A 23,199-nucleotide genomic window follows, 5' to 3' on the forward strand; every position below is an offset into this window, starting at 1 on the left:
GCTGGCCGCGCACCCGTAGCTCAGTCTTGCTCGGGCGCAGCGGGCTGGAGTCCGTTCGCGTGAGCCCCAGGACCCGGGGCTCTGCGCGGCGCGTGCTACTTCGCGCCAGCGGGCGCGACATCGCCAGCGCGCTCGGCGAAGGGACGGGCGTCACGCACGAGGGAGAGCAGCACCTTGCCGGGCTCCTCGGCCATCACCTCGTGCGCTGACTGCTCGAACCAGATGAGCCGCTTCGACGGAGCCTTGACGCCCGCGAACCATTCAGCGGCAACCGTCGCCGAGACATTGCGGTCGTGGCGGCCCAGCAACAGGAGCAGCGGAGTCTTCAGCCGCTTCACGCGCGACAGGTCCGCCGTCAGGATGGCGGGAAGGAGCTTCTCGACCGAGAGCTCTTCCGCCTTCCACATCTGGCGGAGATCCTCATCGGTGTACTCGGGCGACAGCGCCGACGCCGCACCCTCGAAGCTCGCATCGAGACGCCGGTAGGCGGCGCCCCCGAAGAAGTTGAGCCATCGCCGCTGGAGCCCGATGTCCTTCATCGGGATGGGCTCCTTGCTCACGCCATAGGGCGCGATCGCGTTGAGGTCGCGGATCGCCTCTTCGTTCTTCGTCGCGCGCGCCTGCTCCATCGACCAGGCCCAGCCGCGCCGTTCGCTCTCCGCCGCGTCAACGGCCTGTCCGACGCCGATATAGGCGTGGAGCCATTCGGGGTGCTTCTCCGCGAGGGTGAGTCCGAGGATGCTTCCCCAGCTGTGGCCCAGGACGAAGATCTTCTGCTTGCCGAAGGTCGTGCGTGCCCATTGGGCGACTTCCTCGGCATCGGCGTGCATCCGCTCGAGGGTGATGGTGGGGGTGACCGTGGCGGGATCATTCGCGACATACGTCTTGCCCGCGCCGCGCTGGTCCCACTGGACGACCGTGAAGAACTCATCCCAGCCATGCGTGACGTACCAGCTCGTCGGCATCGCGACCCAGCCGGGGCCACCATGCAGGACGAGCAGCACGGGGTTGCGCAGATCTCGACTGCGGACCGAGACCCATTGGTCGATGCCTCCAATGCGAATCTTCTCGGTGCGCTCCGTCCCCTCGGGCGCCACGACCTTGCGCAGGTCCGCGATGATCTTGACTGCTTCGGCTCGGTCATGAGGGCCTGGCGCCTCCTCCGCCTGAACCTGCATGCCCAGGAGGAGCAGCGCCGCCACCGGTAACCACGATGCTCTTCTCACCCTGACCCCTCGTCCCAATCCGTCCGGGTTCAACGTATCCGTTCCAGCGACAAACAGGCGCTGGCTATACTCCCTACGCTGGAAGCGATTCAGCGATTGCAGTCATCCGGGGCTCCGGCTCCGGGACATGCGGCGCGGGGAGGATGTGATGCGAAGGTCTGCCGTGCTGCTCGGGCTCCTGGGGGGCGTCGGGTGCGCCTCTGTCACACGAGGACTCGACACCCAGCTCAACCCAGAGACGGGACAGTACGAGACGCCCTCGCACGAGGTCATCTATCCGGTCCCTGTCGACGACGCGCTGATGACAGTCCGGTACATCCTGGAGAAGAACCACTCCTCCGTGATGGAGAAGGAGGGGGGACTGGCGATGTTCTCCTCCTTCATTCCGGATGTCGTCCCTCCCGAGCGCTACTACATCCAGGGGGAGCGGCTCGGGGCTCGGCAGTCTCTCGTTCGGGTCTTTCGAATCCGCTACAGCCAGCTGGGGAGCTACGGCGCTCAGGCCGAGGACAGTCTCCGCCTGCAGGTCTCCATGCCGGGCGCCTTCGCCAACATCCCCGGGCTCGAGGGCTACAGTCCGGCGCACGGCTACCGCGACCTGGTCATCGAGCAGAAGCTCCTGGAGCGATTGGAGATGGCTCCCGCGCTGGAGGTGGTGGGCGGCAATCCGCCCGTCCCCATTCGCTCGGTGGTGATGGAGAGCGGGGGCGAGGAGGGGAAGGCGACCGCCGCGGGTCCCGAGTGTGGTGCTCCCATGGAGGGAGCCTCGTCCCTCTTCGCCGCGGGAGGCGTCCTGATGGTGGCGGATCCCCTGGGCACGCAGGAGGTTCCGTCCGCGGCGCTGCGGATGGTGTGCGAGGCCACCGCCAAGGACCTGCCGGTGACGCTGGCGCTGTCCATTCCCATCTCCGAGCAGCCGCTCCTGGAGCGCTACCTCGCCAGTAACGGCGAGGCCGCGGCCATGCAGGAGCTGCTCTCGTGGAGCGCGTTCTGGCGCCGGACGTTCCAGGACGGGCGCAGCAGCCGCGCCATGCTGTGGCTCCTCGAGCAGGCCCGTCGCTTGCGCGTCTCGGGGAAGGACATCGCCGTGGCCGCCATCGACACCGATGCGGCCAAGGGCAATGCGCGCGAGGAGCAGCTGGCCCAGCACCTGTTGGACGCCCGAGCGAAGCGTCCCCAGGCATGGACGCTGGTCCTCACGGGCAGCGTCCATGCGCGCACCACGGCGGTGAGCTGGGATGGCGACCTGGAGCCCATGGGCGCTCGCGTGGCCAAGGCCGTGTCCTCGGTGCGAGTCCTGGACGTGGGCTTCCAGCGCGGCACCCAGTTCACCTGTCGCTACAGCGATTGGGCCGAGGAGGTGGAGTGCAACGTCTTCGGCATCAGCCCGGGGCTCGAATCGCGGCAGTCCTCCCAGCAGGCCGTTGGACTGAAGCTCTCCACGCCCCAGGAGGCTCACGGCTTCGATGGTCGACTGTACCTCGGACCCTTGACCGCTTCGCCTCCCGCGCTCCATGCACCGCGGCAGGCCAGCGCCGTCAAGCCCGTGCCCGCCGCGGAGTGAAGCGCCGCCCTCAGGCCTCTCCCGCGAAATGGGGGTCGCGCTCGTTCGTGTCGGTCCCGGACCAGTGCATCCGCGTGGAAGAGAACCCGCATGAGGCGAGGGTGGTCGTGCGTTCGAGTCGCGATGGGGCTGGTGCTGGTGCTCGGGGTCGTCTCCCCGGCCGTGGCCGCGAGCAAGAAGGAGTCGATGGATCAGCTCGCCTCCAAGTACCAGGTCTTCCGCCAGTTCAATGGCGTGGTGCTGGTCGCGGACGAGAAGGGCATCCTCCTCAAGAAGGCCTACGGATTCGCGAACTTCGAATGGCGGATTCCCGCCACCCCGGACACGAAGTCCCGCCTCGCCTCCCTCACCAAGCAGTTCACGTCCATGGTCATCATGCAGCTGGTGGCCGAGGGCAAGCTGCGCCTGGAGTATCGGCAGGACACGGGCTCGCGCGTCACGCTCACCCAGCTGTTGAACCACACCTCGGGCATCCCCAGCTTCACCAGCCACCCGGACTTCGGGGCGAAGTGGTCCCGCATCCCAGCTCCACCGCCGAACTCATCAAGCAGTTGGCCAGCGGTGACCTGGAGTTCGAGCCCGGGACGAAGTACGCCTACAACAACTCGGGCTACTACCTGCTGGGCGCCATCATCGAGCGCGTGACAGGCAAGCCCTACGCGCAGGTCATCCAAGAGCGAATCTTCGACCCGGTGGGGATGAAGAACTCGGGCTACGACGTGTCTGCGACGGTGCTGCCCAGGCGCGCGAGCGGCTACGTGTACACGCCCGACGGCATCATCAACGCGCCCTACATCGACATGGGATTGCCCTTCGCCGCGGGCGGGCTCTCCTCGACGGTGGAGGACATGTCCCTGTGGGAGCGGGCGCTGCATGGGGACACCTTGCTCCCGCCAGTGCTGACGCGGTGGGCACCTACCGCACCCTCCAGGCCCAGAAGCCGGATGAGTACACGTTCAACTCGAGGGAGCTGAATGGGCTTGGTTATCAGCTCCTGAAGGGCGGCCGGGTCGTGGATGCGATTGCGCTCTTCCAGCTCAACGTGGAGATGTACCCGGAGGAGGGAAACGTCCACGACAGCCTCGGTGAGGCGTACCCGGTGCACGGTGACAAGGCGCTCGCCGCCGAGGGCTATCGCCGTGCGCTGGAGTTGGACCCGAAGAACGCGGGTGCCGCTCGGATCCTCAAGGACCTCGAGCCGCCCGCGACGCAGGGGCCCTGAGGGGCTCCCTCGGGCTTGGAATATTCGTGAGCTGCTTGGGTTCCGGGGCCGGCCGAGGACACATCCCGGTGTCCGGCATCGGAGCCACTCCATGAAGCTGTCCTTGCTGTTGCTCACCTGCCTCGTCGCAGCGCCTTCGTTGGCCCAGCAGAGCCCCCCGGACACCCGCGCCGCGAAGCAACAAGTCCAGGCCGTGGTGAATGACTTCCGGGACGCCATCATCCAGAAGGACACGAAGAAGTTCCTCGGCCTGTTCCTCCGCGAGGACGTCATCTGGCAGTCCGTGCACTCGGACGAGTTGCTGCAGAAGCTCCGTCAGAAGAACCCCAACGCGAACAAGGTGGGCATCAACCCGAAGCAGAACCCCAGGTCGTTCATCGAGGACATCGCGGCGGAGTCCAAGCGCTCCGAGGAGAAGTTCACCCACGTCCGCATCGACACGGACGGCACCATCGCCTCGGTCTCCTTCGAGTTCACCTTCAACCTGGACGACCGCGTCGTGAATCGCGGCCAGGAGAGCTGGCACCTGGTGAACACCGGCAACGGCTGGAAGATTGTCTCGGTCATCTGGTCCAACAACTAGGCGCACACGCTTCGTTGCACAGGACTTGTCCAAGTCCGAAGGCGTCCCCAGCCTATGCGGCATGGTTTGCAGGCTCGTATCCATGCCAGCGATTCGCGGGGCCCGTGCGGAACTGGGGATGAGCAGGCGGTTCCTGTTCTCCCCCGAGCACTCTCTTGCCCGGCGTGACGACCCCGAGACGTTCCCACGGCATGCCGGGGACGCTCTGCCACGGGTCGTTCTCTAGACGCCGGCCATGGTCTTCCGCCCCCGTCCGAGGGGCGCGCTGACGAGTCGGAGGGGCGCTCCAGCCCCTCGCCGAGAGCAGGCTCACGAACGCACGTAAAGGATTGCCCTTCATGTTCCAGATTCCCCTCTCCGAGGCGGGCTTCAACTCAGGTCATGTCCACGAATGGCGGCTCGGCCCTCCGCTCAACACGCTCGACATCCTGTCGGGGGGAGACAGGCCCGCCTCCTACAACCAGGAGAAACACTTCTCGGCCGCGGTGGCCGCCCGGAAGGAGCACGTCTCGGAGGACTACTGGATTGGTCTGTCGTTCAGGATTCCGGGGCCGCTCAACCTGCCCGCGTTGGAGGCCGCGCTCCTCCGGTTCGTGAAGCGGCACGAGGTGCTGCGCTGCGGGTTCGAGCAGCTCATCGCGGGCGACCTGCGCTGTGACGTCATGACGCCCGAAGAGGTCCGGCTGGTGCACACGGACGTGGGGGCCTTCGCGTCGGGCGAGCAGGTCACCGACCACATCCGCACCACCTTCAATCGGGACATCGACACGCTGTCGTGGCCCTTGTTCGTGATGGGCGTGGTGGTCGAGGAGTCACAGTCCACCGTCTACATGGGGTTCGACCACATCCTGTGTGACGGCCTCTCCCTCGTGATCACGGTCGATGAGGTGGAGCGGGACTATGCCGCCTTGTCGATGGGCCAGCGACCGGAGTTCGAGGTGGCGGGCAGCTACCTGGACTTCGGGGATGTGCAGCGCCGTCGCTATTCAAAGCTCACCGCGGACAGCCCCGAGCTGGACTACTGGCGGTCCTTCATCGAGGAGGCGGGGAACCTGTTTCCGCGCATCCCGTTGGACCTGGGCCTGGACTCCGGCCGCATGTATCCGGCGCGCAATGTCACCGTCCGACTGCTCGACGATACGAGCGCCCTGGCGCTCGAACGCATCTGCCGGCAGCACGACACGAAGCTGTTCATGGGCCTGCTGGCGGTCGTCGGCATGGCGCTCCGAGACATCTCGGGTTGTCAGACGTACCACGGGTTCCTTCCGATCAGCGAACGTCAGGACCCCCGTTGGCACAAGTCGATCGGCTGGTTCGTCAACACCCTGGCGATCACGTTTCCTATCGCAGACGGGATGACGTTCCCAGAGGTTGCCGCGGGCGTGCAGTCTGGCTTCAAGCAGCTCATCCGCAATGTCGACGTGCCCTTCGTGAAGGTCTGGGAGCTCCTGGCGCCGCAGTACTACCACCTGCGGACCTGGCCATTCCCGGTCAACTTCTTCTCGTTCCTCGACTACCGGAAGCTGGCGGGGGCTGAGCACTTCGATGTCTGGCAATCGAAGACCATCCCGGCGTCATCGCATTCCAACACCGGGAACATGTGGTTCTTGCGCAATGCGCATGGACTCTTCCTCAACTCCATCTTCTGCGACGTGCCCAAGAGCATCGAGGCCTTCACCCGCTACCGCGCCGCCATTTCCTCCACGCTCGATGGGCTCATCCAGGGCTCCACCCGGGAGGGCGTCGTGCCCAGGGAGAGCGGTCAGCCGACGGCAGCGGTCTGACCCGGGGGAATCGCGAGGCCATCGCTGACCTCTCGCTGTGCCCTGGAGGTGCGGCTCACTTGCGGCCGCATGTCTGGGGCATGGCCGAAAACGTCGGGACAACGTCCTTGTCGCGCAGGGCGTGTCCACCTATCCCTCCAGCTTGGGTGCTCACGGCTCGTGTGTTTCATCGAGCCGCGACCGCCAACGCGCCGGAAGCATGTCCGGCACTGGAGACAGGTGATGGTCGAGACGCTCTGGCAGGACCTCCGCTACGGGGCGCGCATCCTCGTGCGCAGCCCGGGCTTCACTGGCGCGCGCCCTGCTCGTAGGAGACCGGGATGCCTTCACCCAGCACTTCGCCATGGCCCGTCTTGAATACGAAGCGCAGACGGAGACGCGAGCCCGCTCCTTCGCCACCCCCGTGACGTCGTTCGCGCCACACCGCTTTCTTTGGTTGGAGGGATTGGGGCTCCTGCGCCTGGCGGAGCGGGTAGGGCTTCAGCTCATGGATACGGAGTACCGCTATTGCCCACGGCTCTCCCGGGTCCCGATGAAGGCTCGGTACCTGGGAGATTGGGCCATCCCTGTTCAGCGCACTCACCCCTGAGTCATTTCCTCCGTCCCGCTGGCCACGGAGCGGTCCGCGCGCGCGGATTCGCGCATCGCAATCCCGTGCGAGTGAGCCACGAAGCTGAACCCACGCGCTCACGGCGCGGTGGGCCTCGCCCCGAGCGAGGTACACCCCGGGTGCGAAGCATCCAGGCGCTTCAGCTGGGCTCGTCCGGCCTATAGTCGCGCGCCTCAGTGGTTTGTTTCGACGCCCCTACCCAGGTCCACGCCTTGCGCATCTGCCTCGTATCCAAAGAGCTCTCGCCATTCTTCGGGGGCGGCATCGGCACCTACGTCACCCTCATGAGTCGGGCCTTCGCGGACGCGGGGCATGAGGTCCATGTCCTCACGGCGGCACTCCCAGGGCTCGAACGGGCGCCTGAGCTGCTCCCCGGTGTGCACGTCCACACCGTCGCGGAGCTGGAGCCCGGGTATGCGGGCGCCTTTCCCTTTCCGCCGCTGCGGCACGCCATGGCGGCGTACACCTTGTTGCAGACGCTGCACGCGCGGCACCCCTTCGACCTCATCGAGTTCCCCGAGTACGAGGGCGAGGGGTACTTCGCCTTGCGAGCCCGGCGGACGTTGGGCCAGTTCGCCACCGCGGTGCTCGCGGTTCGTCTCCACACTCCCACGCACGAAGTCCAGCGCTTCAACCGCGTCACCACGCTGGACATGGATGCCGCCCAGCAGGAGTTCATGGAGGACTGCTCCGTTCGGGATGCGGACCTCCTGCTGTCTCCCACCCAGTCGCTCCTCGACCTGGTGCGGGCTCGGCTGGGCCTTGGGGACAAAGGCGTGGTGGTGCCTTATCCGTTCCCCACGAGATCCTTCGCGCAGGCAACTCCACGCCCACGAGCCACTCCTCCGCGCGTGCTGTACTTCGGACGGCTCGAATACCGGAAGGGCGTGCAGCACCTCATCGAGGCGATGCAGACGCTCTTCGCGCGAGGGCTCCAGGCTGAAGTCCAGCTCGTGGGAGGAGACACACGAACAGGGCCGTTCGGACGCTCGATGCGCGAGTGGTTGGAGCGCCGCATCGCGCCCGAATGGAAGCATCGCTTCCTCTTTGAACCTCCACGCCCGCGCGCCGAACTCGCATCCGCCATCGCGGAGGCGACGGTGTGCTGCTTCCCCTCGCTCTGGGAGAACTTCCCCAACGTATGCCTGGAGGCCATGAGCGCCGGATGCCTGGTGGTGGGCAGCGACGCCGGCGGCATGGCGGAGGTCATCGAGGATGGCCGCAGTGGCCTCTTGTTCAGGTCAGGGGATTCGGCGCACCTGGCGGAGGTCCTGGAGCGGGCGCTGACCACGCCCTCGCTGCAGCAGGCCGTGCGCGACACCGCGCCCGCGCGAATCGCTGATTACTGCCAGCCTGCTCGCATCGTGCAGCAGGTGGAAGCCGCCGTCGCGGCGCATCCTCCGCGCCTCCCCGTGCTTCGCACGACGCCCAAGGCCAGGCAGGACGCGCCGCGCGTCTCCTTCCTGGTGCCCTATTTCAACATGGGGCAATACCTGCCGGAGACGTTGCGCTCCATCCGCGCGCAGACCTTCACGGACTACGAGATCATCCTCGTGGATGATGGCTCCACGGACCCGCGGAGCCGCGCGCTGTTGGAGACGCTGGACGCACCCGACCTGCGCATCATCTCGAAGCGGAATGGAGGGCTCAGCTCCGCTCGGAACGCAGGGCTGCGCGAGGCGCGCGGACACTACGTCCTTCCCTTGGACCCGGATGACCTCATCCAGCCTACCTTCCTGGAGAAGGCCGTCGCTGTCATGGAGGGCTCGCGAGACTTCGCCTTCGTGACGTCACTGGTCTCCTACTTCATCGACGACCCGACTCGAGTCGTGGGCGGCTGGGTGCCCTGGGGCGTCGAGCGGGATGCCCTCTGGGTGTTCAACGTGGCCTCCACCTGCACCGCGCTGATGGAGCGAAGGCACGTGGAGGAGGTTGGCGGTTACGACGAGTGGCTCACGGCCTATGAAGACTGGGATGTCTTCTGTTCGCTCGCTGAGCGCGGGCTCTCGGGCACGGTCATTCCGGAGCCCCTCTTCCAGTACCGGTTGCGCCCGGACTCGATGACGCGCACGACGCTCGTGAATGACCGCTACGCGGTGATGGCGTACCTGTACCAGAAGCATCCTTCGCTGGCCCTTCATCCCGCGCGCTCCCTGCGCATCCTCCAGGGCGAGGCGCACAAGCAGCAGCAGTTGGCGGCTCGCGCCACAACGCCCGCCAAGCCGCTGCTGCACCAGGTCGCGGACCGCGTGAACGAGGCCCTCAAGCAGCGACTGGAGCCCATCCACCCAGCGCTGCGGCGAACCGCGAAGTGGCTCCTGCGGTCGGCGCCCGAGGACTCTCGTCCCCTGCGCTACCAGCTCATGGAGAAGGTCAAGCGCCTCAAGCCGCCCCGCGAATAGGGCAGGGCGCGCATCATCCACCTCCCCGTCGCGTGACGGCGGGAGTCAGTCCCGTCACCCGCCGGAAGACGGTGGTGAAGTGGCTCTGCGAGCTGAAGCCAACCTCGAGCGCGATATCTCCCAGCGAGCGCGAGGTGCGGCGCAGCAGCTCCCGTGCGCGCTCCACCCGTCGTTGCTGCACGTAGGCGTGAGGCGTCATCGCCATGGACTGCCGGAACGCTCGGGTGAAATAGAAGACGCTCAAGCCCGAGTGGCGAGCCAGCTCCTCCACGCGGATGCTCCGCGCCAGATGGGCCTCGATGAAGAGCTGCACCCGATGCAGCGCGGCGGCGGAGAGCCCTCCACGGCGCCGAGCGGCCCCGGAGCCTCCGGGCGCATGGAGGAGTCTGGCGACCCGGGCGGCGTGCCGGTCCTGGACGCCACGCACCGTGCTCATGAGCCCCGCGATGGCCTTCAGGTCCGCATCCGCCAGCGACGCCATCGCGCGGAACCCCTCCTCGCGCAGCGGGCCCCAGATGGTCTCAATCCATTCCCGAGCGTGCTCGGTCAGCACGAGCCGCTTGCCACTCCCCGCGACCTCCCGTCGAACGTAGCCCGCGAGTTCGAGCCGCTGCACGTCGGTGCCCCGAGGCACCGCGCTCAAGGGCGTGGGGCCTCCGAAGTGAACCTGCGCCAGGAGCGCCAGCTCCGCGCGGCCCAGTGCGAGCACCTCGCCCACGGCCGCGTCGAAGGCCGCTGAGGCGTCCTGGAAGCGCGCGATGTCGGTGCCTATCTGTGCGAGGAGGGCATGGCGGGAGTGCATGACAAACACCGCAGGAAGGAGAAAAACAGCACAAGGGCTCGAAAGACGCTCACTCGCCCGGGACGCATCCTGCCCGGATGATGAACATGAAGCTGTCGGCCGTGGAACTCATCTTGTGGCTTCTCGTGCTCAACCTCGGCATCTCGTTTGGAGCGGGGCTCTATGAGCATCGCATCGTGGTCCCCAGGTGGCTCGACGCCGAGGGGGCGCACTGGTTCGCGGAGGCAGCGAGGCGCGACAACGTGGGGCTGCGCTTCTGGGCCTTCGTCAGCACAGGCCCTTTGACGTTGCTCACCGTGGCGAGCTTCGCCCTCGCATTTCAATCCACGGGACCGCTACGCGTCTGGTGGCTCGCGGCCGCCTCGATGGTGCTCGTGGACCGACTCCTCACCTTCTCGTACTTCATCCCCACGATGATGCGGCTGATGCAAGCCTCCGATTCCTCCGACGCCGTGGCGACCGCGATGCTGTGGAGCCGACTGAACCACCTGCGCCATGTCCTGGTCGCCGTTGCATGGCTCTGTTCGCTCCAGGCCCTGACGTGGATGAGAGCGAGCAAGCTCGGCCAATCTTCCTGAGAGAAGCCGGGCCCTGTGGCTCGGGGCCGCCGCCCGTGGAGAGAACAGGCGCCCATCGGCTCGTCGCTCGTGTATATGCCTCCGCGCCTTTCTCCTCTGGAAACGACATGAGCGCGCTGCCTCCCTGTCCGAAGTGCAACTCCGCCTACACGTACGAAGACGGCAGTCTCTACGTCTGCCCGGAGTGCGCGCATGAGTGGTCGACAGCCGCCGCCGTCGAGGTTGGAGAAGAGAAGCGCGAGGTGCGGGACGCCTACGGCAACCTGTTGCAAGACGGCGACAGCGTCACCGTCATCAAGGACTTGAAGGTCAAGGGCTCGTCGACAGTGGTCAAGGTCGGCACCAAGGTCCGAAACATCCGCCTCGTCGACGGTGACCACGACATCGACTGCAAGATCGACGGCATCGGTGCGATGGGGCTCAAGTCGGAGTTCGTGAAGAAGGCGTAGGGCGCCGAGCCCTCTTCTTGGCGAACTCCGCGTCGCGAGCCTACGGCCCGGCCGTGTATGTCGTCGTCAACGTGGCGCCCGAATACGCCGAGTTCGCGCGGAGGCCGACGAAGTACTTGCCCGCGGAGGGCGCGGTCATCGTGCAGCTCTCGCTGTTGCCTCGGATGTCCGGACGACACTGGTAGGTCGTCGTCGTCGGGGCCGACCCGAAGTTGACGTAGAGGTCCGCGTCACCCGTGCCGCCGCTGAGCGCGAACGTGACCACCGATTGGCCCGAAGCGACGTCGACCGTCCAGTAGTTGAAGTGGCCGGCGATGCTGTCCGCGATATTGACGATCGGGTTCCAGGGTGGAGGGGGAGGGGGCGGAGGGTTCACCGGAATGGGCCAGCGCCAAGGCCAGGGCCAGGGTGGGCACAGGGGCGGATCGTCGTACGTGCCGGTCAGGTTGACATTCGAGTACGCCGCATACCCGTAGAGGCCGACGTAATACGTGCCTTCACGTGGCTGCGTGACCGTGCAGGTCTCGTCGTTGCCACTGACGTTTGAGCGGACGTCGTAGGTCGTCGTCGCCGGCGGCGAGCCGAACTTGACGTAGAGGTCCGCGTCCCCCGTGCCGCCGCTGGCCTTGAACGTCACCTTCGCCTTGCCAGCGGGGACATAGAGACTCCAGCGCTGCAGGGTGCTCGCACCCCCCGAGAGCCCTGTCATCGACAGCCAGGGGTCCGGCAGCGGCCTCAATGCCGGTCCCTGCGCAAGGATCGCGGCACGTGTCGACTCGTCAACATCAAGCCTCGCTTGCGCTGCCTCCTGTGGCGCCGCGATGCCGTCAGGAGTCCCGCCGGCCTGGAGCCGACTCTCCAGGGCCGTCTGCGTCTCGGGAGTTGGGTCAATGCAGCCCAATGCCAAAACGCTGCAGACTGTGAGTGTGCGCGCTCTTCTCAGCATGGTTCCCCTCCTGCTCTGATTTGGACCCGGATGACGCTCTCATGCGCGGCAAGAACCACAACCGCATGGAGGTCAGCGCGGCATCATGCGGCAACAGCTCCATTCCTGACCAGAGGGTGTCTGCCAATCCCTTATGCTCAGGGGCCCAGTTGGCCCAATCCGTAGCGCTCCTTGCCGCGCAAGAGTCGATAACGCGTGGTCATTCATCGACACCGACTGAAGCGGCCAGGACCGGTCAACGCTCTCCGAGCGGACCGGTGGATGGGCCCCAGGGCCTGGCAATCGAAGTCCGTGTCCTACGGTGCAATGGGGCGCGAAGCTCCCATGCCCCGTTTCCGCGCTCGGGATGGCCCGAACAGATAGGCGGTCACGAGTTCGAGCGCCTCCGCCGCGATGTCATCCACCGAAAGTCCGTCGTGCGGTTCGAGCACCGCGCGATGGGTCAGCGCCTCGATGACCGTCTGCACGATGAACGCGGCCATCTGGGGCGTGCGCCCGTTCAGCACCGCGCGATGGGCCTCGAAGAACTCCACGAACTTCTCCATCAGGATGTCGCCCGTGTGCGGACCGCTCTTGATGCGCCGACGGGGCACTTCTTCCTTGAAGACCTTGTGGAGCTTGGGGTTGACGCGATGTGCTTCGAGCGCAGCCTGGATGACGGCCTGGAGCGTCTGGCGCGGGTCGGCGTCGTCATGCACGAAGGCCCCGTTGATGCACGTGAGCACCTCCCGCGAGTGCTGCTCGCCGAGCGCGACGACGATGGCCTCCTTGTTCGGAAAGTACTGATAGAGGGAGCCGACGCTGATTCCCGCCATCTTCGCGATGGCGATCGTGGTCGCTCTCTCGTACCCATGCTTGGTCAGAACACGAATGGCGGCATCGAGAATCGAGGCCACCATGGCCTTCGAGCGATCCTGTCGCGGCTCCTTCCTCGGGGCGAACTTCGTTCGTGAGTGGCTCGTGCGGGGCATGGTCCTGAACGCGAATTGAAAATACGAATAAGAATTCGCATAGTCATCGCCATGAATTCAAGTCGTACCCAGGGCCGCGAGACGAACTACGATGTGATCATCGCGGGTGCAGGTCCGGTGGGGTTGTTCCTCGCATGTGAGCTGCGGCTCGCGAAGCTCGACGTGCTCGTGCTCGAACAGGCGGCCGATCCGAGCTCCCTCTTGAAGAAAATGCCCTTCGGACTCCGGGGGCTCTGGGGCCCGAGCATCGAGGCCCTCTATCGGCGCGGACTGTTGGACGCGTTCGCAGGGCCGCCGGTCGAGCGGGGCGGCAATCGCTTCAAGCTTCGCCGCTCCATCGCGGACACGAGCGGCCCCGCGGGTCACTTCGCGAGCATCGAGTTCGACTTCGCCCACATCGACTCGTCGCGCTGGCCGTACCGAATCCCAGGACCCGCGGACATGCAACTGGGCAGCGAAATGGGGCACATCGAGCACGTCTTCTCCGAGCGGGCTCGTGCGCTGGGGGTCGAGATCCATTTCGGACAGGGGGGCAGCGGGTTCGCGCAGTCGGAAACGGAGGTCGTCGTTCAGGCAGGCGAGCAGCGATATGTGGCGCGCTATCTCGTCGGCTGTGACGGCGGTCGCAGCACGGTTCGCAAGCACGGCGGCTTCGAGTTCGTCGGCACCGAGCCTGAGTTCACGGGCTATTCGGTTCACGTCGACCTCGCCGATCCGGCGGCGCTCCCGCTGGGCGCGCACATCACCGAGGCCGGCAGGTATCAGCAGTGGCAGCCGGGGTTCGTCGCTGCGTTCGACTTCGACGGCGGTGCGTTCCATCGCACCCAGCCGATCTCGATCGAACACATCCAGGCGATGCTGCGGCGCGTGTCGGGGAAGGACGTGACTGTCACCGCGCTTCACGTGGCGACGACGTGGACCGATCGCTCGATGCAGGCAACCACCTACCGCAAGGGGCGGGTGCTGCTCGCGGGCGACGCCGCGCACATTCACTCGCCGCTCGGTGGACAAGGGCTGAACCTCGGAATGGGCGATGCGATGAACCTCGGCTGGAAGCTCGCGGCAACGATTCGCGGCGACGGGCCGGCGGACTTGCTCGACAGTTATACGGCCGAGCGGCACCCCGTCGGCGAGCGCATCTTGGATTGGACCCGGGCACAGGTCGCGCTGATGCGGCCGAAGTCGAGTGCCCTCCAGGCCATCGTCCGGGACCTGATGAAGACCCGCGACGGCGCGACCTACTTCGCGGAGCGGCTCTGGGGGCTCTCGCTTCGATATGACCTCGGTGAAGCGCATCCGTTGGTGGGCCGGAGCTGCCCGGACTTTGAACTCGACGACGGCACGCGGCTCGGCGCGCTGTTGCGGGATGGCCAGGGAGTGCTGCTGGACTTCGACAGGCAGCTCGAGGGTCTCGAGGGCCGCTGGGGCGAGCGCGTGCAGTACGTGGCACGCAGCGCGAAGGCGCGCCTCGGAGTCTCCGCGGTGCTCGTGCGCCCAGATGGATTCGTCGCGTGGGCGGGTGACACGACGGCGACGCCCGAAGAGGTGACGCGTGCTGCCGCACGCTGGTTTGGCAATCCGGGCTGACGCGTGCGCGAGTACGATCTGATCGCGGATTGGTATGCCTCTCACCGCACCGGCGACCTGGGCGTCCCGGAAGTGACCGCGCTCGCGGCATCGCTTCCGACTGGAGCCTCGGTGCTCGACATCGGCTGCGGCACGGGCTTACCGCTGACGCGGGTGCTGTTGGAGCTGGGTTGCCAGGTGACGGGCGTGGATAGCTCTCGTGAGCTGGTGGCGCGATTTCAAGCGAACTTCCCCCACGTGCCAGTGCTGTGTGCCCCCATCCAGTCATGTGTGCTGCAGGAGCGGTCGTTCGACGCTGCGGTCGCGTGGGGCGTCTTGTTCCACCTGAGCCACGAAGAACAGGAGCAGGCGATCGCCCAGGTTGCGAGGGCATTGAAGTCTGGCGCCGCGTTCCTCTTCACGTCAGGCGACACCCACGGCTCCATCGATGGCGCTCCGATGAATGGCGTGCCGTTCCGCTATCACTCGTACAGCATCGATGGGTACCGCGACCTGCTGCGCGCGTACGGGCTCACGCTGGACGCGACGCACGCGGACTCAGGCGCGAACCGCTACTTCCTGTCGCGCAAGACCAGGTAGGAGGTACTGCGGACGTGCTTCAATGCCGCTTGTCGTCGCCGAACTGGACAATCAGCGCGCTCTTCTCACGGTCCTCTGGCGGGTAGATCACATCCACGACCGTGCCGGGAACCAGGAGGTGGAGAAGCTCCGGCTTGTACAGGAACCGGTGCTGAGACAGGAGCCAGTCTTCGCCCTGTCCCTCTTCGTGCACCAGGAACGTCACGTGAGTCCTGGGCATCATGCCACGGGAACCTGGCTCGCCTGTTCTGACTTCGCGCAACGTGGCCTTCACGCGCCGGCCATGGGTGAGAATGCGCTGGTAGGCCTCACGTTGCCGCTTGTCCCTGGCGATGATCCACCACGCGTATGCCCCAGTGGACACCGCCGAGATCGACCACACCCACAGCGTTTTCTCCCAACTCACGGCTGCCCCTCTCCTCAGAATCCGCCTGGGACCTTCCCATCCACACTCTCTGTCTTGCCAGGACAAACGAAGGTCACTGTGACGTGTCATGCCGGACTGGCAGGGCCGGGGCGGGGGGAGACCCGCCGGTCAATGGAACGCCGTTCCAGGTCTGTCAAGATGGGGCCATGGGAACGGCGAAGCGCGGGTCGGAGCGACGTGAGGATGCGCTCTCACGCGCGCGGATCATCGAAGCGGCGGTCGAGTTGCTCGATGACGAGGGCGAGAGCGGATTGACCTTCCGTGCGCTTGCCACGCGGCTTGCTACGGGGGCAGGAGCCATCTACTGGCACATCGCGAACAAGAACGAGCTACTCGCCCACGCGTATCCATTCGTCCGGAAGCTCGCGACCCACCTGCCCAAGCACGACGACCTCGCCGAATTCCTCGCCGGCATCGAGCCCATCCTGACTGGAATTGAGGCGTCGCGGTAACACATTGTCGGCATGGCCTCAACCTCACGTGTCCACGTCGCGTTCAGGCCATGCCAGGAGGGGACGGGTTCAAACTGGGGCGCGTTGAATTCCCACAAGCGATACGACACCTGCAGATGGTGCCACGTCGGCAGATCACGTCACTTCGCGTCCGCCACCGGGTGAGTCATCCATTCCCGTCCATCCCCGCTCGACGCGAGCACGTGACTGCCCGCCAACCAGAGGCGCCCCTGGCTTGTGCACAGCCGCCCAACCGCGGACAGGCTCCCCACGGAGTCCATCAGCGGAATAGGGCAGCGCTCGAATCCGGATGTGTCCACGCGGTACACCTGCTCCGAGTCCGCCACGTAGAAACAGTCCCCCCACTGCTCGGCCGTGTGGATGGGGCCTACCCTCGCGAGGACACGACAGCCTTCCGCCGTTACGGCGATGACGTCCCCACGTGTCGTGCCCGCGATGGCCTCGCCCGAGGGGAAGCAGCGGAGGAACGATACCTCGCCGCGGAGGGACGGCTGGAGGTCTCTCCAGCGCCCCTCGGCATGCATCCAGAGTCCTTGGCCTCCGGCGAAGAGGACCCGTGTCCCGTCCACACCGGAGAAGCTGTCGAGCGCGAGGACGCGACCTGGGACCTGTCCCAATGACTGCGCCCAGGTCATGCATCCCTCGCCGCGAAAAAGTAGCCCCACCTCGGTGGGCGCATCGAGTTCGTACGATCGGCTCCCCGCGAACACGACGTCCTCACCGCTGAAGCATGCGCGAGTGCCGACGAGACCTGCGGGGACGCCCCTGTACTCGAGTGCCTCCCAGGCGCCTCCCTCGCTCGCGCGAATGGCTGCGAAGAATGCCGAGCCTCCATAGGAGAGCAGCGCTCCCAGGCGATTCTCTCCCAGGCGGCACAAGGTCTCCGCGGTGCCGGAGCCCGGGAGTCCCTCCAGCGTCCAGGTTCCCGCCGTGCACACGGCGACGTGCCGAAAGCCGTCAATCTCGAAGCGGACATCGTCGGGGTCGAAGTCGGGGTCGACGAGGGAGGTGAACGCCTCGGCGTCGTAAGTCTCGCGCCAGCTCTCGACAGGGCCCGGTCCTCCTCCGTGGTCATGGTCGGGATGGGGATGGCTGACGAGCAGCGCCATATTGCGCGCATCCACGATGCATCCACTGTGCACGACACCCCGAAACGCGTTCTCCACGGCGGTCGCCTCCCTGATTGCGATGACCCGGCCGTGCCGAATTAGCCCAGCCCCACCCGCGTCGCCAGCACTAGCAGTTCCTGCGCACCGGGCCGGTTCGGGCTCGTGTCGAAGACCACCTCTCCGCCCGGGCTCCTTGATTGCGCGACTCTGACCGAGGAATCCGCGCGTATGGCACTGGCACTGTCGAAGCCTCCAGGGTCCTACTCGTCGCCCGCGTGCGCCGAGCCAACAGATTCATCGGAGATGAGAGTGGCGGGCACACGGGGCTTCAGGGGAGAGTCGCTCATGGGTTCCTCGCGAGTCGCCGGCCCGACAGCTCGACCCCGAACCTTACTCGAGATGGCCGGGTCTGGGGGATGGGTCGCACTGGGTACAGTCTCATTCGGCCCGGTGCGCGAGTTCCCTTCGACGGAATCTGACTTCGTGCGCGCGGACGGGATCAACGTCGAGATGGGATGTGGGCATTGTCGGCGCCGACAGCAGGCTTGCGTGACGGTGTTTGATTGGCGTTCTGCTGGAATTCGGGTGTCTGTGAAGAGATGTGGCGAGCGGGATTTAATCCCGGCGCGAGAGTGGATTTGACGCCGAGTGCTGGGTGATTCAATCATTGTCAAACTCCAGGGGGCCCGAATGGGACGACCGCCGATCTCGCGAAAGTATCTCTACGTTGTTCTAGGGAGTCTCTTCACCTTGGGCGCGGCATGTGGGCCGCCTTCGAGCGAGGAAGAGGGCCTGCCCTCGACCTCGGTGCCCATGGATGCAAGCGCTCCGGGCACGGTCATGATGTCGCTCTTGCCCGCGTTGGACACCGCGTACCAGACGGTGCTGTATGACGACGCCGTCGCGTCGGGTTGGAGCACCGATTACAGCTGGGGCAGCATCTCGCAGGGGGCTACGACGAGCACGAAGGTCTACGGTGCTTCGTCCCTGCAGGTCACCTCTGCCGCAGATAGCGCCCTTGCCCTGGGAGCGAATGGCCAGTCGTTCTCGACAGGTGCCTACTCGGCTGTGAGCTTCGCCATCCACCCCGGGACAGCAAGCCTCGCGGCGATCAAGAGCCTCAAGCTCATCGTGAGCCAAGAGGGGGGCGATGGAAACGCGGGCGTCGCGATCGGCACCTACGCCAGCCCGAGCTTTGACTCCTTGGGGGCGGATGAGTGGACGCGTGTCACCATCCCGATGAGCGCGCTCAAGGGTTCGCTGACCACGTTCAACAAGCTCACCCTCATGGCCGTGACGGCGGTCAGCTACGGCATCGATGGCATCGCCATCGAGATTCCGCGACTGCCCGCGCTCGACCCGTCGTCGATGACGGTCCTGTATGACGATGCGGTCGCGTCCGGTTGGAGCACTGCCTACAGCTGGGGTGGGACCACGCTGGTCTCCGATACGGCGAGCCGAGCCTACGGGACGGCGTCCATGAAGGTGACGGCGCCAGCCAACAGCGCCCTGGCCTTGGGTGGGTTCGGCTCTAGCGTTCCGACTGCCAACACCGCCGCCGTGAGCTTCGCCATCAATCCGAGCGCGTCAAACCTCGCCGCCATCCAGGCCCTCAAGGTCATCGTGAGCCAAGAGGGGAGCGACGGGAACGCGGGTGTCGCCATTGGCGCTTACGCGAATCCGAGCTTCGGTTCGCTGTCGCCCGGGCAATGGACGCGCATCAGAATCCCGATGAGCGCGCTCAAGGGGGCGCTGACGACGTTCAACAAGATTTCGGTTCAGAGCGCCTCCGCGGTGGTCTACGGGGTCGATGGGATCGCGGTAGAGAATGGGACCATCCCTCCGCCGAGTGGTGCGGGAAAGATCTATCCCACAGGCGTGGCCTATCGCGGCATCAACCGCGCCGGGATGGAGTACGGCAGCGACTGGGGTGGGTGGACAGGCCAGACCTACTACGAGGTTCCGTCGTCGACGCAGATCGCCGCGGAGCTTGCGTATTACAAGGGCAAGGGCTTCAACCTGATTCGTTTGCCAATCGCGTGGGAGCGCATCCAGCACACCCTCAATGGTCCGCTGGATACGGCCTACTCGAACGGCATGATGAACTACATCAACCTGGCGACGGCTCAGGGGTTCTCCATCGTGTTGGATCTGCATAACTACAATCGTTATGCGACGGGCGCGTTTGACGGCGCTGGGAACCAGACCGGGAACTACGTCCAGCACGTCATTGGAGACGGTACGCTGACCGCGAACCATCTCGCCGATGTCTGGACGAAGCTCGCGAATCTGGTGAAGACGAATCCCAAGGTCATCCTGAACCTCATGAATGAGCCGCATGATCTCCCGATGACCTCGACGACGTGGTTCTCTGGAATCCAGACGGTCATGAATGCCGTGCGCGCGACTGGGTCGACACAGTTGATTCTGGTTCCCAACTCGCGTGCGTCGGACGTGGGGCACTGGAGCACCTGGGCTCCGGGCGGAGGTCCGGTCGACTCGGTCGCGGCCCTCGCCATCACGGACAGCGCCAACAACTACGCCTTCGACATGCACTCGTATTATCCAGAAGGCTATGGCAGCAACGATGAGTCCTCGTACGGAGCCCAGCTCACGGTGGTGACCAACTGGGCAAGAGCCAACGGCAAGAAGTTGTTCTTGTCCGAGATGGGGATCCAGAACCAGGCGTCTTTCGCGCAGAGCCAGATCACGAACGCACTCACGTTCATGAACAACAACCGTGACGTGTGGATCGGCTGGTCTCCGTGGGACCTGACCAATTGGCAGCTCACCACCAACAACCACACGGCGGACTACACGTCCAACGGCATCACCCCCGTCAACTGGTACGCCGCGTACTTGACCGCGAACTTCCTCGCGTTGTGAGCGCGTGACATCGAGACGGTGGGGCCTGCGAAAGGCCTCGCCGTCTCGATGTCGCGCTCGAACACCGTCGGGCTGTCGCTGGCCATCACGCATCGCGGGCACCTCGTGTTTGCCAAGGGGTATGGATTGGCCGCGCGCACCAGCAAGACGCCCGTCAACACCTCCCACCGCTTTCGTCTCGCCAGCGTGTCCAAGTCGCTGACTTCCATCGGCGTCATACAGTTGATTGCGAGCGGCCGTATTCAGCTGACGGACCGAGTCTTCGGCCAGGGCGGATTGCTGGGGGAGACTTTCGGCGCGCAGAGCACCTCCAAGGACAGCCGTGTCCTGGACATCACCATCCAGAATCTGCTCGAGCACACCGCGGGCGGCTGGGACAACGACAGCTCCGACGGCACGGGCGAGCCGATGTCCGTGAATGCGCAACTGACGCACGGGCAGCTGATCCAACGGGTGTCGCAGCATCTGCCGCTAGAGTTCGCACCTGGGACGACGTTCCAGTATTCAAACTTTGGCTACAGCGTGCTCGGTCGCATCATCGAGCGGGTCACGGGGATGACCTATGAAGACTCCATGCGCGACCACGTATTCGCTCCCAGCGAAGCCACCAGCTTCGCGGTGGGGGAGATACCCCGAGTGCGCGTCTGCCAAACGAGGTCGCCTACTACCAGCTTGGAGCGGGAGCCCACAATCCATACAACATTCCACTGTATCGCATTGATTCGCATGGCGGCTGGGGCGCCACCCCCATTGATTTGCTCCGCGTCGCCGTGCGAGCGGATGGGTTCTCCACCGTCCCGGACCTGCTGAGCGCAAGCTCCCTCGCCACGATGACCACCCGCACGACGGCGCTCGACGCTTCGGGCAATCCGGTCATGTATGCCAAGGGCTGGGTGGTGACCGATTCCCACGCTTGGTGGCACAACGGCTACGTCCAGGGCACGCATGCCCTGTTGATGCGGACGCATGACAGCGATGGGTCCAGTCGCTCCAAGGAATTCATCTGGTCTGCCGTGATCAACTCCAACAACAGTCCCCATTCGAATATGCCCAACATCGACTTGGACCGACTCATGTGGACCCTGGTGAACGGCATCAGCGCCTGGCCTGAGCACGACCTGTTCTAACGGTATCGCGCCGGATCGTCGTTTCGCCTGTAGGGCGTCTCCGCGCGGGGCCCTTCTCCTAGCTTATTGTCGCGGAGGTATTCCTCTATGACTCCGCGCCGATGTTCCCGCTGGCGGATGGCTCACCCGGACGGCACTCGATGGCTCGCCTGTGGCGCTGGACCTTCGACCTGGACGGGCCCTCGGATATCATCCAGGAAGTGCGGGTCGACCATCTCGACGGCGAGTTCCCGCGCATCAACGAGCGGTGCACCGGCCCTCCCCATCGTCATGGATGGTACGACGCCGACACCGCCGAGGCCGTCGGCGAGCCTCTGCGGCTCAACGCCATCGTCCACCGGGATGGCAGGACGGGCCACCGCTCCCTCTTCGAACTGCCGAGAGGGGACCTCACCTTTGAGCCCGTCTTCCTGCCCCGCTCACCCACGGCCCCCGAGGGCGACGGCTGGCTGACGGCGGTGGTCTGGCGGGCGAGTGAGAACCACAGTGACCTCCTGGTGTTCGACGCCCAGGATGTGGCCCAAGGGCTCATCGCGGCGGCCGCCGTGCCTCGGCGTGTGCCGGCCTCCATCGAAGCCGGGTTCCTGACTGACGCCCACTTGACCGTGATTCGCGTCGGACTTGAGCGTGGTCGAAGACCTCCAGGCCCCGCTTGACCGCACCGCTCCTACCGATTGCTCGTTTCTCGTCGGAGGTGCTTTCCGGGCGGCAGCGGTTTGTCGTGTGGCGCACCGCCATGGAAAACCTGTACTCGGTTTCGTCGATTCCAGAGGAGACACAGGAGCACTTCCGCGGTGACGCCACCAGCATCCACTTCGGTTCGCTGCTCCTGGCCGCTCAGCACGTGGATGCTCTGGCGTGTGCGCGAACGCCCGCCAAGGTTCGCTGAGACTCGCTCGACCACTTCATCGTGGGGATTGAGGACTCAGGCCCCGACGGGAGCGCGGGGCCGCGAGTCCTGGTGCAGGAACTGGGGCATCCCCTGTCGCTGCCAGCCGTGCCGCTGATGGGCACCTGCATCATCCTGCCCAGGGACGTCATGACGCGGCTCCTGCCGGACGCGGATTCCCAGCATGGCCGGTGGATTGTCGGTGGGATGGCGCGGCTCTTCTCGGAGCATGTGCGCTCCCTGCTTTGCTCCGTGCCCGAGTTGACCATTCATGATGCGCCGCAGTTCGCGCGGGCAACACAACAGATGGTCGCCGCCTGCCTGGCGACCATGCACGACTCGCTGGCCGCGGCCCGGCCGCAGCTCCATGCCGCCCTCGCGACGCAAGCGCGTCGGTACATAGAGAAGAACTTGATGGCCCCAGACCTCTCCGCGCAGCGACTCGGTGCGGCCCTGGGCCTGTCTCGGTCCGTGCTGTACCAGTTGTTCGAGTCAGCCCACGGGGTGGCGAGGTCCATCCAAGGGCGCCGGCTCGAACGGACTCACGCAGTGCTCTGCGACCCAACGGAGCACCGCCGCATCGCGGACATCGCCGACGAACACGGCCTTCCGAACGAAGCGCACTTCAGTCGTGCCTTTCGCAGGAGATTCGGGTGCTCCGCCAAGGACGTACGCGGCGCGAGGGTAGGGCGGCTGCTCCAGGGAAGTGCCCGGGTCCCCACTCCATGCGCGGGCTCAGCACACCTGGGCTTCGCAGGATGGGTGAAGCAGCTCCGCGCCTCGTAGGAGGTGGTGTTCCTGGGGCGCCCAAGGAAGTGGAACGGGATGCGCGCCGATGGCGAGCCTCAGATTCAGGATGCAGGATCATTGACATCGGAAGCGGCGGTGGTACAAGCCGCCCCCTCGACGGAAAGCCCGCGCACTGGCGCGGAACGAGCTTTCCTGAAGTGGGCTGAACAGCGAAATACGGCGGTCAACGAAGTCG

General features: G+C 65.7%; 20 protein-coding genes and 2 pseudogenes. 16 read left to right on the forward strand and 6 right to left on the reverse strand.

From position 1 onward, the window contains the following. Nucleotides 1-95 precede the first annotated feature (95 nt). Nucleotides 96-1,178, reverse strand: a complete 1,083-nt coding sequence (locus JGU66_27590; protein MBJ6764550.1) for an alpha/beta hydrolase — start codon at nt 1,176-1,178, stop codon at nt 96-98. Nucleotides 1,179-1,374: 196 nt separating this feature from the next. Between JGU66_27590 and JGU66_27595 the strand changes: the two genes are divergently transcribed. The 6 genes and pseudogenes from JGU66_27595 to JGU66_27620 all read left to right on the forward strand — a co-directional run bounded on the left by JGU66_27595 (nt 1,375) and on the right by JGU66_27620 (nt 9,391). After that, nucleotides 1,375-2,790, forward strand: coding sequence for a hypothetical protein (locus JGU66_27595; protein ID MBJ6764551.1), 1,416 nt, complete (start codon nt 1,375-1,377; stop codon nt 2,788-2,790). Between the two features lie 90 nt (nt 2,791-2,880). Further along, nucleotides 2,881-4,012, forward strand: a pseudogene (locus JGU66_27600) (serine hydrolase). A gap of 91 nt (nt 4,013-4,103) precedes the next feature. Then, complete coding sequence (locus JGU66_27605; GenBank protein ID MBJ6764552.1) at nt 4,104-4,595, forward strand: nuclear transport factor 2 family protein; 492 nt, start codon at nt 4,104-4,106, stop codon at nt 4,593-4,595. 338 nt (nt 4,596-4,933) lie between these two features. After that, nucleotides 4,934-6,379: a hypothetical protein gene (locus tag JGU66_27610; GenBank protein MBJ6764553.1), complete on the forward strand. Its 1,446-nt coding sequence runs from the start codon at nt 4,934-4,936 to the stop codon at nt 6,377-6,379. A 343-nt stretch (nt 6,380-6,722) separates the two neighbouring features. Next, the gene (locus JGU66_27615) at nt 6,723-6,968 is read left to right on the forward strand and encodes a hypothetical protein (GenBank protein MBJ6764554.1); all 246 of its coding nucleotides are present in this window, start codon (nt 6,723-6,725) and stop codon (nt 6,966-6,968) included. A gap of 233 nt (nt 6,969-7,201) precedes the next feature. After that, the gene (locus JGU66_27620; protein MBJ6764555.1) at nt 7,202-9,391 is read left to right on the forward strand and encodes a glycosyltransferase; all 2,190 of its coding nucleotides are present in this window, start codon (nt 7,202-7,204) and stop codon (nt 9,389-9,391) included. A 13-nt stretch (nt 9,392-9,404) separates the two neighbouring features. Here the strand turns inward: JGU66_27620 and JGU66_27625 are convergent, their stop codons facing one another. Further along, nucleotides 9,405-10,193 carry a helix-turn-helix transcriptional regulator gene (locus JGU66_27625; GenBank protein ID MBJ6764556.1) on the reverse strand — a complete coding sequence of 263 codons (789 nt, stop codon included), beginning with the start codon at nt 10,191-10,193 and terminating at the stop codon, nt 9,405-9,407. Nucleotides 10,194-10,270: 77 nt separating this feature from the next. On the opposite strand from JGU66_27625, the gene JGU66_27630 reads away from it, so the two are divergent. Together JGU66_27630 and JGU66_27635 are read left to right on the forward strand one after the other, a co-directional pair. After that, on the forward strand, nt 10,271-10,771 hold the full coding sequence (locus tag JGU66_27630) for a DUF1772 domain-containing protein (GenBank protein MBJ6764557.1): 501 nt from the start codon (nt 10,271-10,273) through the stop codon (nt 10,769-10,771). 107 nt (nt 10,772-10,878) lie between these two features. Further along, nucleotides 10,879-11,220, forward strand: a complete 342-nt coding sequence (locus JGU66_27635) for an alkylphosphonate utilization protein (GenBank protein ID MBJ6764558.1) — start codon at nt 10,879-10,881, stop codon at nt 11,218-11,220. A 40-nt stretch (nt 11,221-11,260) separates the two neighbouring features. Here the strand turns inward: JGU66_27635 and JGU66_27640 are convergent, their stop codons facing one another. Together JGU66_27640 and JGU66_27645 are read right to left on the reverse strand one after the other, a co-directional pair. Continuing rightward, nucleotides 11,261-12,166: a PPC domain-containing protein gene (locus JGU66_27640; protein ID MBJ6764559.1), complete on the reverse strand. Its 906-nt coding sequence runs from the start codon at nt 12,164-12,166 to the stop codon at nt 11,261-11,263. 296 nt (nt 12,167-12,462) lie between these two features. Then, entirely contained in the window at nt 12,463-13,065 is a 603-nt protein-coding gene (locus tag JGU66_27645) for a TetR/AcrR family transcriptional regulator (protein MBJ6764560.1), read from the reverse strand. A 123-nt stretch (nt 13,066-13,188) separates the two neighbouring features. On the opposite strand from JGU66_27645, the gene JGU66_27650 reads away from it, so the two are divergent. Beyond that, nucleotides 13,189-14,724, forward strand: a complete 1,536-nt coding sequence (locus JGU66_27650; protein MBJ6764561.1) for an FAD-dependent monooxygenase — start codon at nt 13,189-13,191, stop codon at nt 14,722-14,724. Nucleotides 14,725-14,727: 3 nt separating this feature from the next. Further along, the gene (locus tag JGU66_27655; GenBank protein ID MBJ6764562.1) at nt 14,728-15,303 is read left to right on the forward strand and encodes a class I SAM-dependent methyltransferase; all 576 of its coding nucleotides are present in this window, start codon (nt 14,728-14,730) and stop codon (nt 15,301-15,303) included. 19 nt (nt 15,304-15,322) lie between these two features. Here JGU66_27655 and JGU66_27660 read toward each other — a convergent pair whose 3' ends face one another. Further along, a complete protein-coding gene (locus JGU66_27660) occupies nt 15,323-15,709 on the reverse strand; it encodes a hypothetical protein (protein MBJ6764563.1) in 387 nt (128 codons plus the stop codon). Between the two features lie 167 nt (nt 15,710-15,876). Here JGU66_27660 and JGU66_27665 point away from each other — a divergent pair, with 167 nt between their 5' ends. Then, the gene (locus JGU66_27665; GenBank protein ID MBJ6764564.1) at nt 15,877-16,182 is read left to right on the forward strand and encodes a helix-turn-helix transcriptional regulator; all 306 of its coding nucleotides are present in this window, start codon (nt 15,877-15,879) and stop codon (nt 16,180-16,182) included. A gap of 140 nt (nt 16,183-16,322) precedes the next feature. On the opposite strand, the gene JGU66_27670 is transcribed toward JGU66_27665, so the two are convergent. After that, nucleotides 16,323-17,327, reverse strand: a complete 1,005-nt coding sequence (locus tag JGU66_27670; protein MBJ6764565.1) for a hypothetical protein — start codon at nt 17,325-17,327, stop codon at nt 16,323-16,325. 735 nt (nt 17,328-18,062) lie between these two features. Here JGU66_27670 and JGU66_27675 point away from each other — a divergent pair. From JGU66_27675 to JGU66_27695, 5 genes and pseudogenes are all read left to right on the forward strand, one after another. Next, on the forward strand, nt 18,063-20,198 hold the full coding sequence (locus JGU66_27675; GenBank protein MBJ6764566.1) for a glycoside hydrolase family 5 protein: 2,136 nt from the start codon (nt 18,063-18,065) through the stop codon (nt 20,196-20,198). A gap of 48 nt (nt 20,199-20,246) precedes the next feature. Beyond that, nucleotides 20,247-21,325, forward strand: a pseudogene (locus tag JGU66_27680) (beta-lactamase family protein). Nucleotides 21,326-21,465: 140 nt separating this feature from the next. Beyond that, a complete protein-coding gene (locus JGU66_27685) occupies nt 21,466-21,981 on the forward strand; it encodes a carotenoid oxygenase family protein (protein MBJ6764567.1) in 516 nt (171 codons plus the stop codon). Between the two features lie 80 nt (nt 21,982-22,061). After that, nucleotides 22,062-22,214: a hypothetical protein gene (locus JGU66_27690; protein ID MBJ6764568.1), complete on the forward strand. Its 153-nt coding sequence runs from the start codon at nt 22,062-22,064 to the stop codon at nt 22,212-22,214. Between the two features lie 72 nt (nt 22,215-22,286). Then, nucleotides 22,287-23,000, forward strand: a complete 714-nt coding sequence (locus tag JGU66_27695) for a helix-turn-helix domain-containing protein (GenBank protein ID MBJ6764569.1) — start codon at nt 22,287-22,289, stop codon at nt 22,998-23,000. The last annotated feature ends 199 nt before the right edge of the window (nt 23,001-23,199 follow it).

The sequence above is a fragment of the Myxococcaceae bacterium JPH2 genome (assembly GCA_016458225.1).
GTDB lineage: Bacteria > Myxococcota > Myxococcia > Myxococcales > Myxococcaceae > Citreicoccus.

What these genes read in the sequence shown, in the direction of transcription:
- JGU66_27630 (MBJ6764557.1), top strand. Translation starts at nt 10,271, where the DNA reads ATGATGAACATGAAGCTGTCGGCCGTGGAACTCATCTTGTGGCTTCTC.
- JGU66_27685 (MBJ6764567.1), top strand. Translation starts at nt 21,466, where the DNA reads ATGGCTCGCCTGTGGCGCTGGACCTTCGACCTGGACGGGCCCTCGGAT.
- JGU66_27610 (MBJ6764553.1), top strand. Translation starts at nt 4,934, where the DNA reads ATGTTCCAGATTCCCCTCTCCGAGGCGGGCTTCAACTCAGGTCATGTC.
- JGU66_27625 (MBJ6764556.1), bottom strand. Translation starts at nt 10,193, where the DNA reads ATGCACTCCCGCCATGCCCTCCTCGCACAGATAGGCACCGACATCGCG.
- JGU66_27665 (MBJ6764564.1), top strand. Translation starts at nt 15,877, where the DNA reads ATGGGAACGGCGAAGCGCGGGTCGGAGCGACGTGAGGATGCGCTCTCA.
- JGU66_27650 (MBJ6764561.1), top strand. Translation starts at nt 13,189, where the DNA reads ATGAATTCAAGTCGTACCCAGGGCCGCGAGACGAACTACGATGTGATC.
- JGU66_27595 (MBJ6764551.1), top strand. Translation starts at nt 1,375, where the DNA reads ATGCGAAGGTCTGCCGTGCTGCTCGGGCTCCTGGGGGGCGTCGGGTGC.
- JGU66_27635 (MBJ6764558.1), top strand. Translation starts at nt 10,879, where the DNA reads ATGAGCGCGCTGCCTCCCTGTCCGAAGTGCAACTCCGCCTACACGTAC.
- JGU66_27645 (MBJ6764560.1), bottom strand. Translation starts at nt 13,065, where the DNA reads ATGGTGGCCTCGATTCTCGATGCCGCCATTCGTGTTCTGACCAAGCAT.
- JGU66_27690 (MBJ6764568.1), top strand. Translation starts at nt 22,062, where the DNA reads ATGGAAAACCTGTACTCGGTTTCGTCGATTCCAGAGGAGACACAGGAG.
- JGU66_27640 (MBJ6764559.1), bottom strand. Translation starts at nt 12,166, where the DNA reads ATGCTGAGAAGAGCGCGCACACTCACAGTCTGCAGCGTTTTGGCATTG.
- JGU66_27615 (MBJ6764554.1), top strand. Translation starts at nt 6,723, where the DNA reads ATGGCCCGTCTTGAATACGAAGCGCAGACGGAGACGCGAGCCCGCTCC.
- JGU66_27605 (MBJ6764552.1), top strand. Translation starts at nt 4,104, where the DNA reads ATGAAGCTGTCCTTGCTGTTGCTCACCTGCCTCGTCGCAGCGCCTTCG.
- JGU66_27590 (MBJ6764550.1), bottom strand. Translation starts at nt 1,178, where the DNA reads ATGCAGGTTCAGGCGGAGGAGGCGCCAGGCCCTCATGACCGAGCCGAA.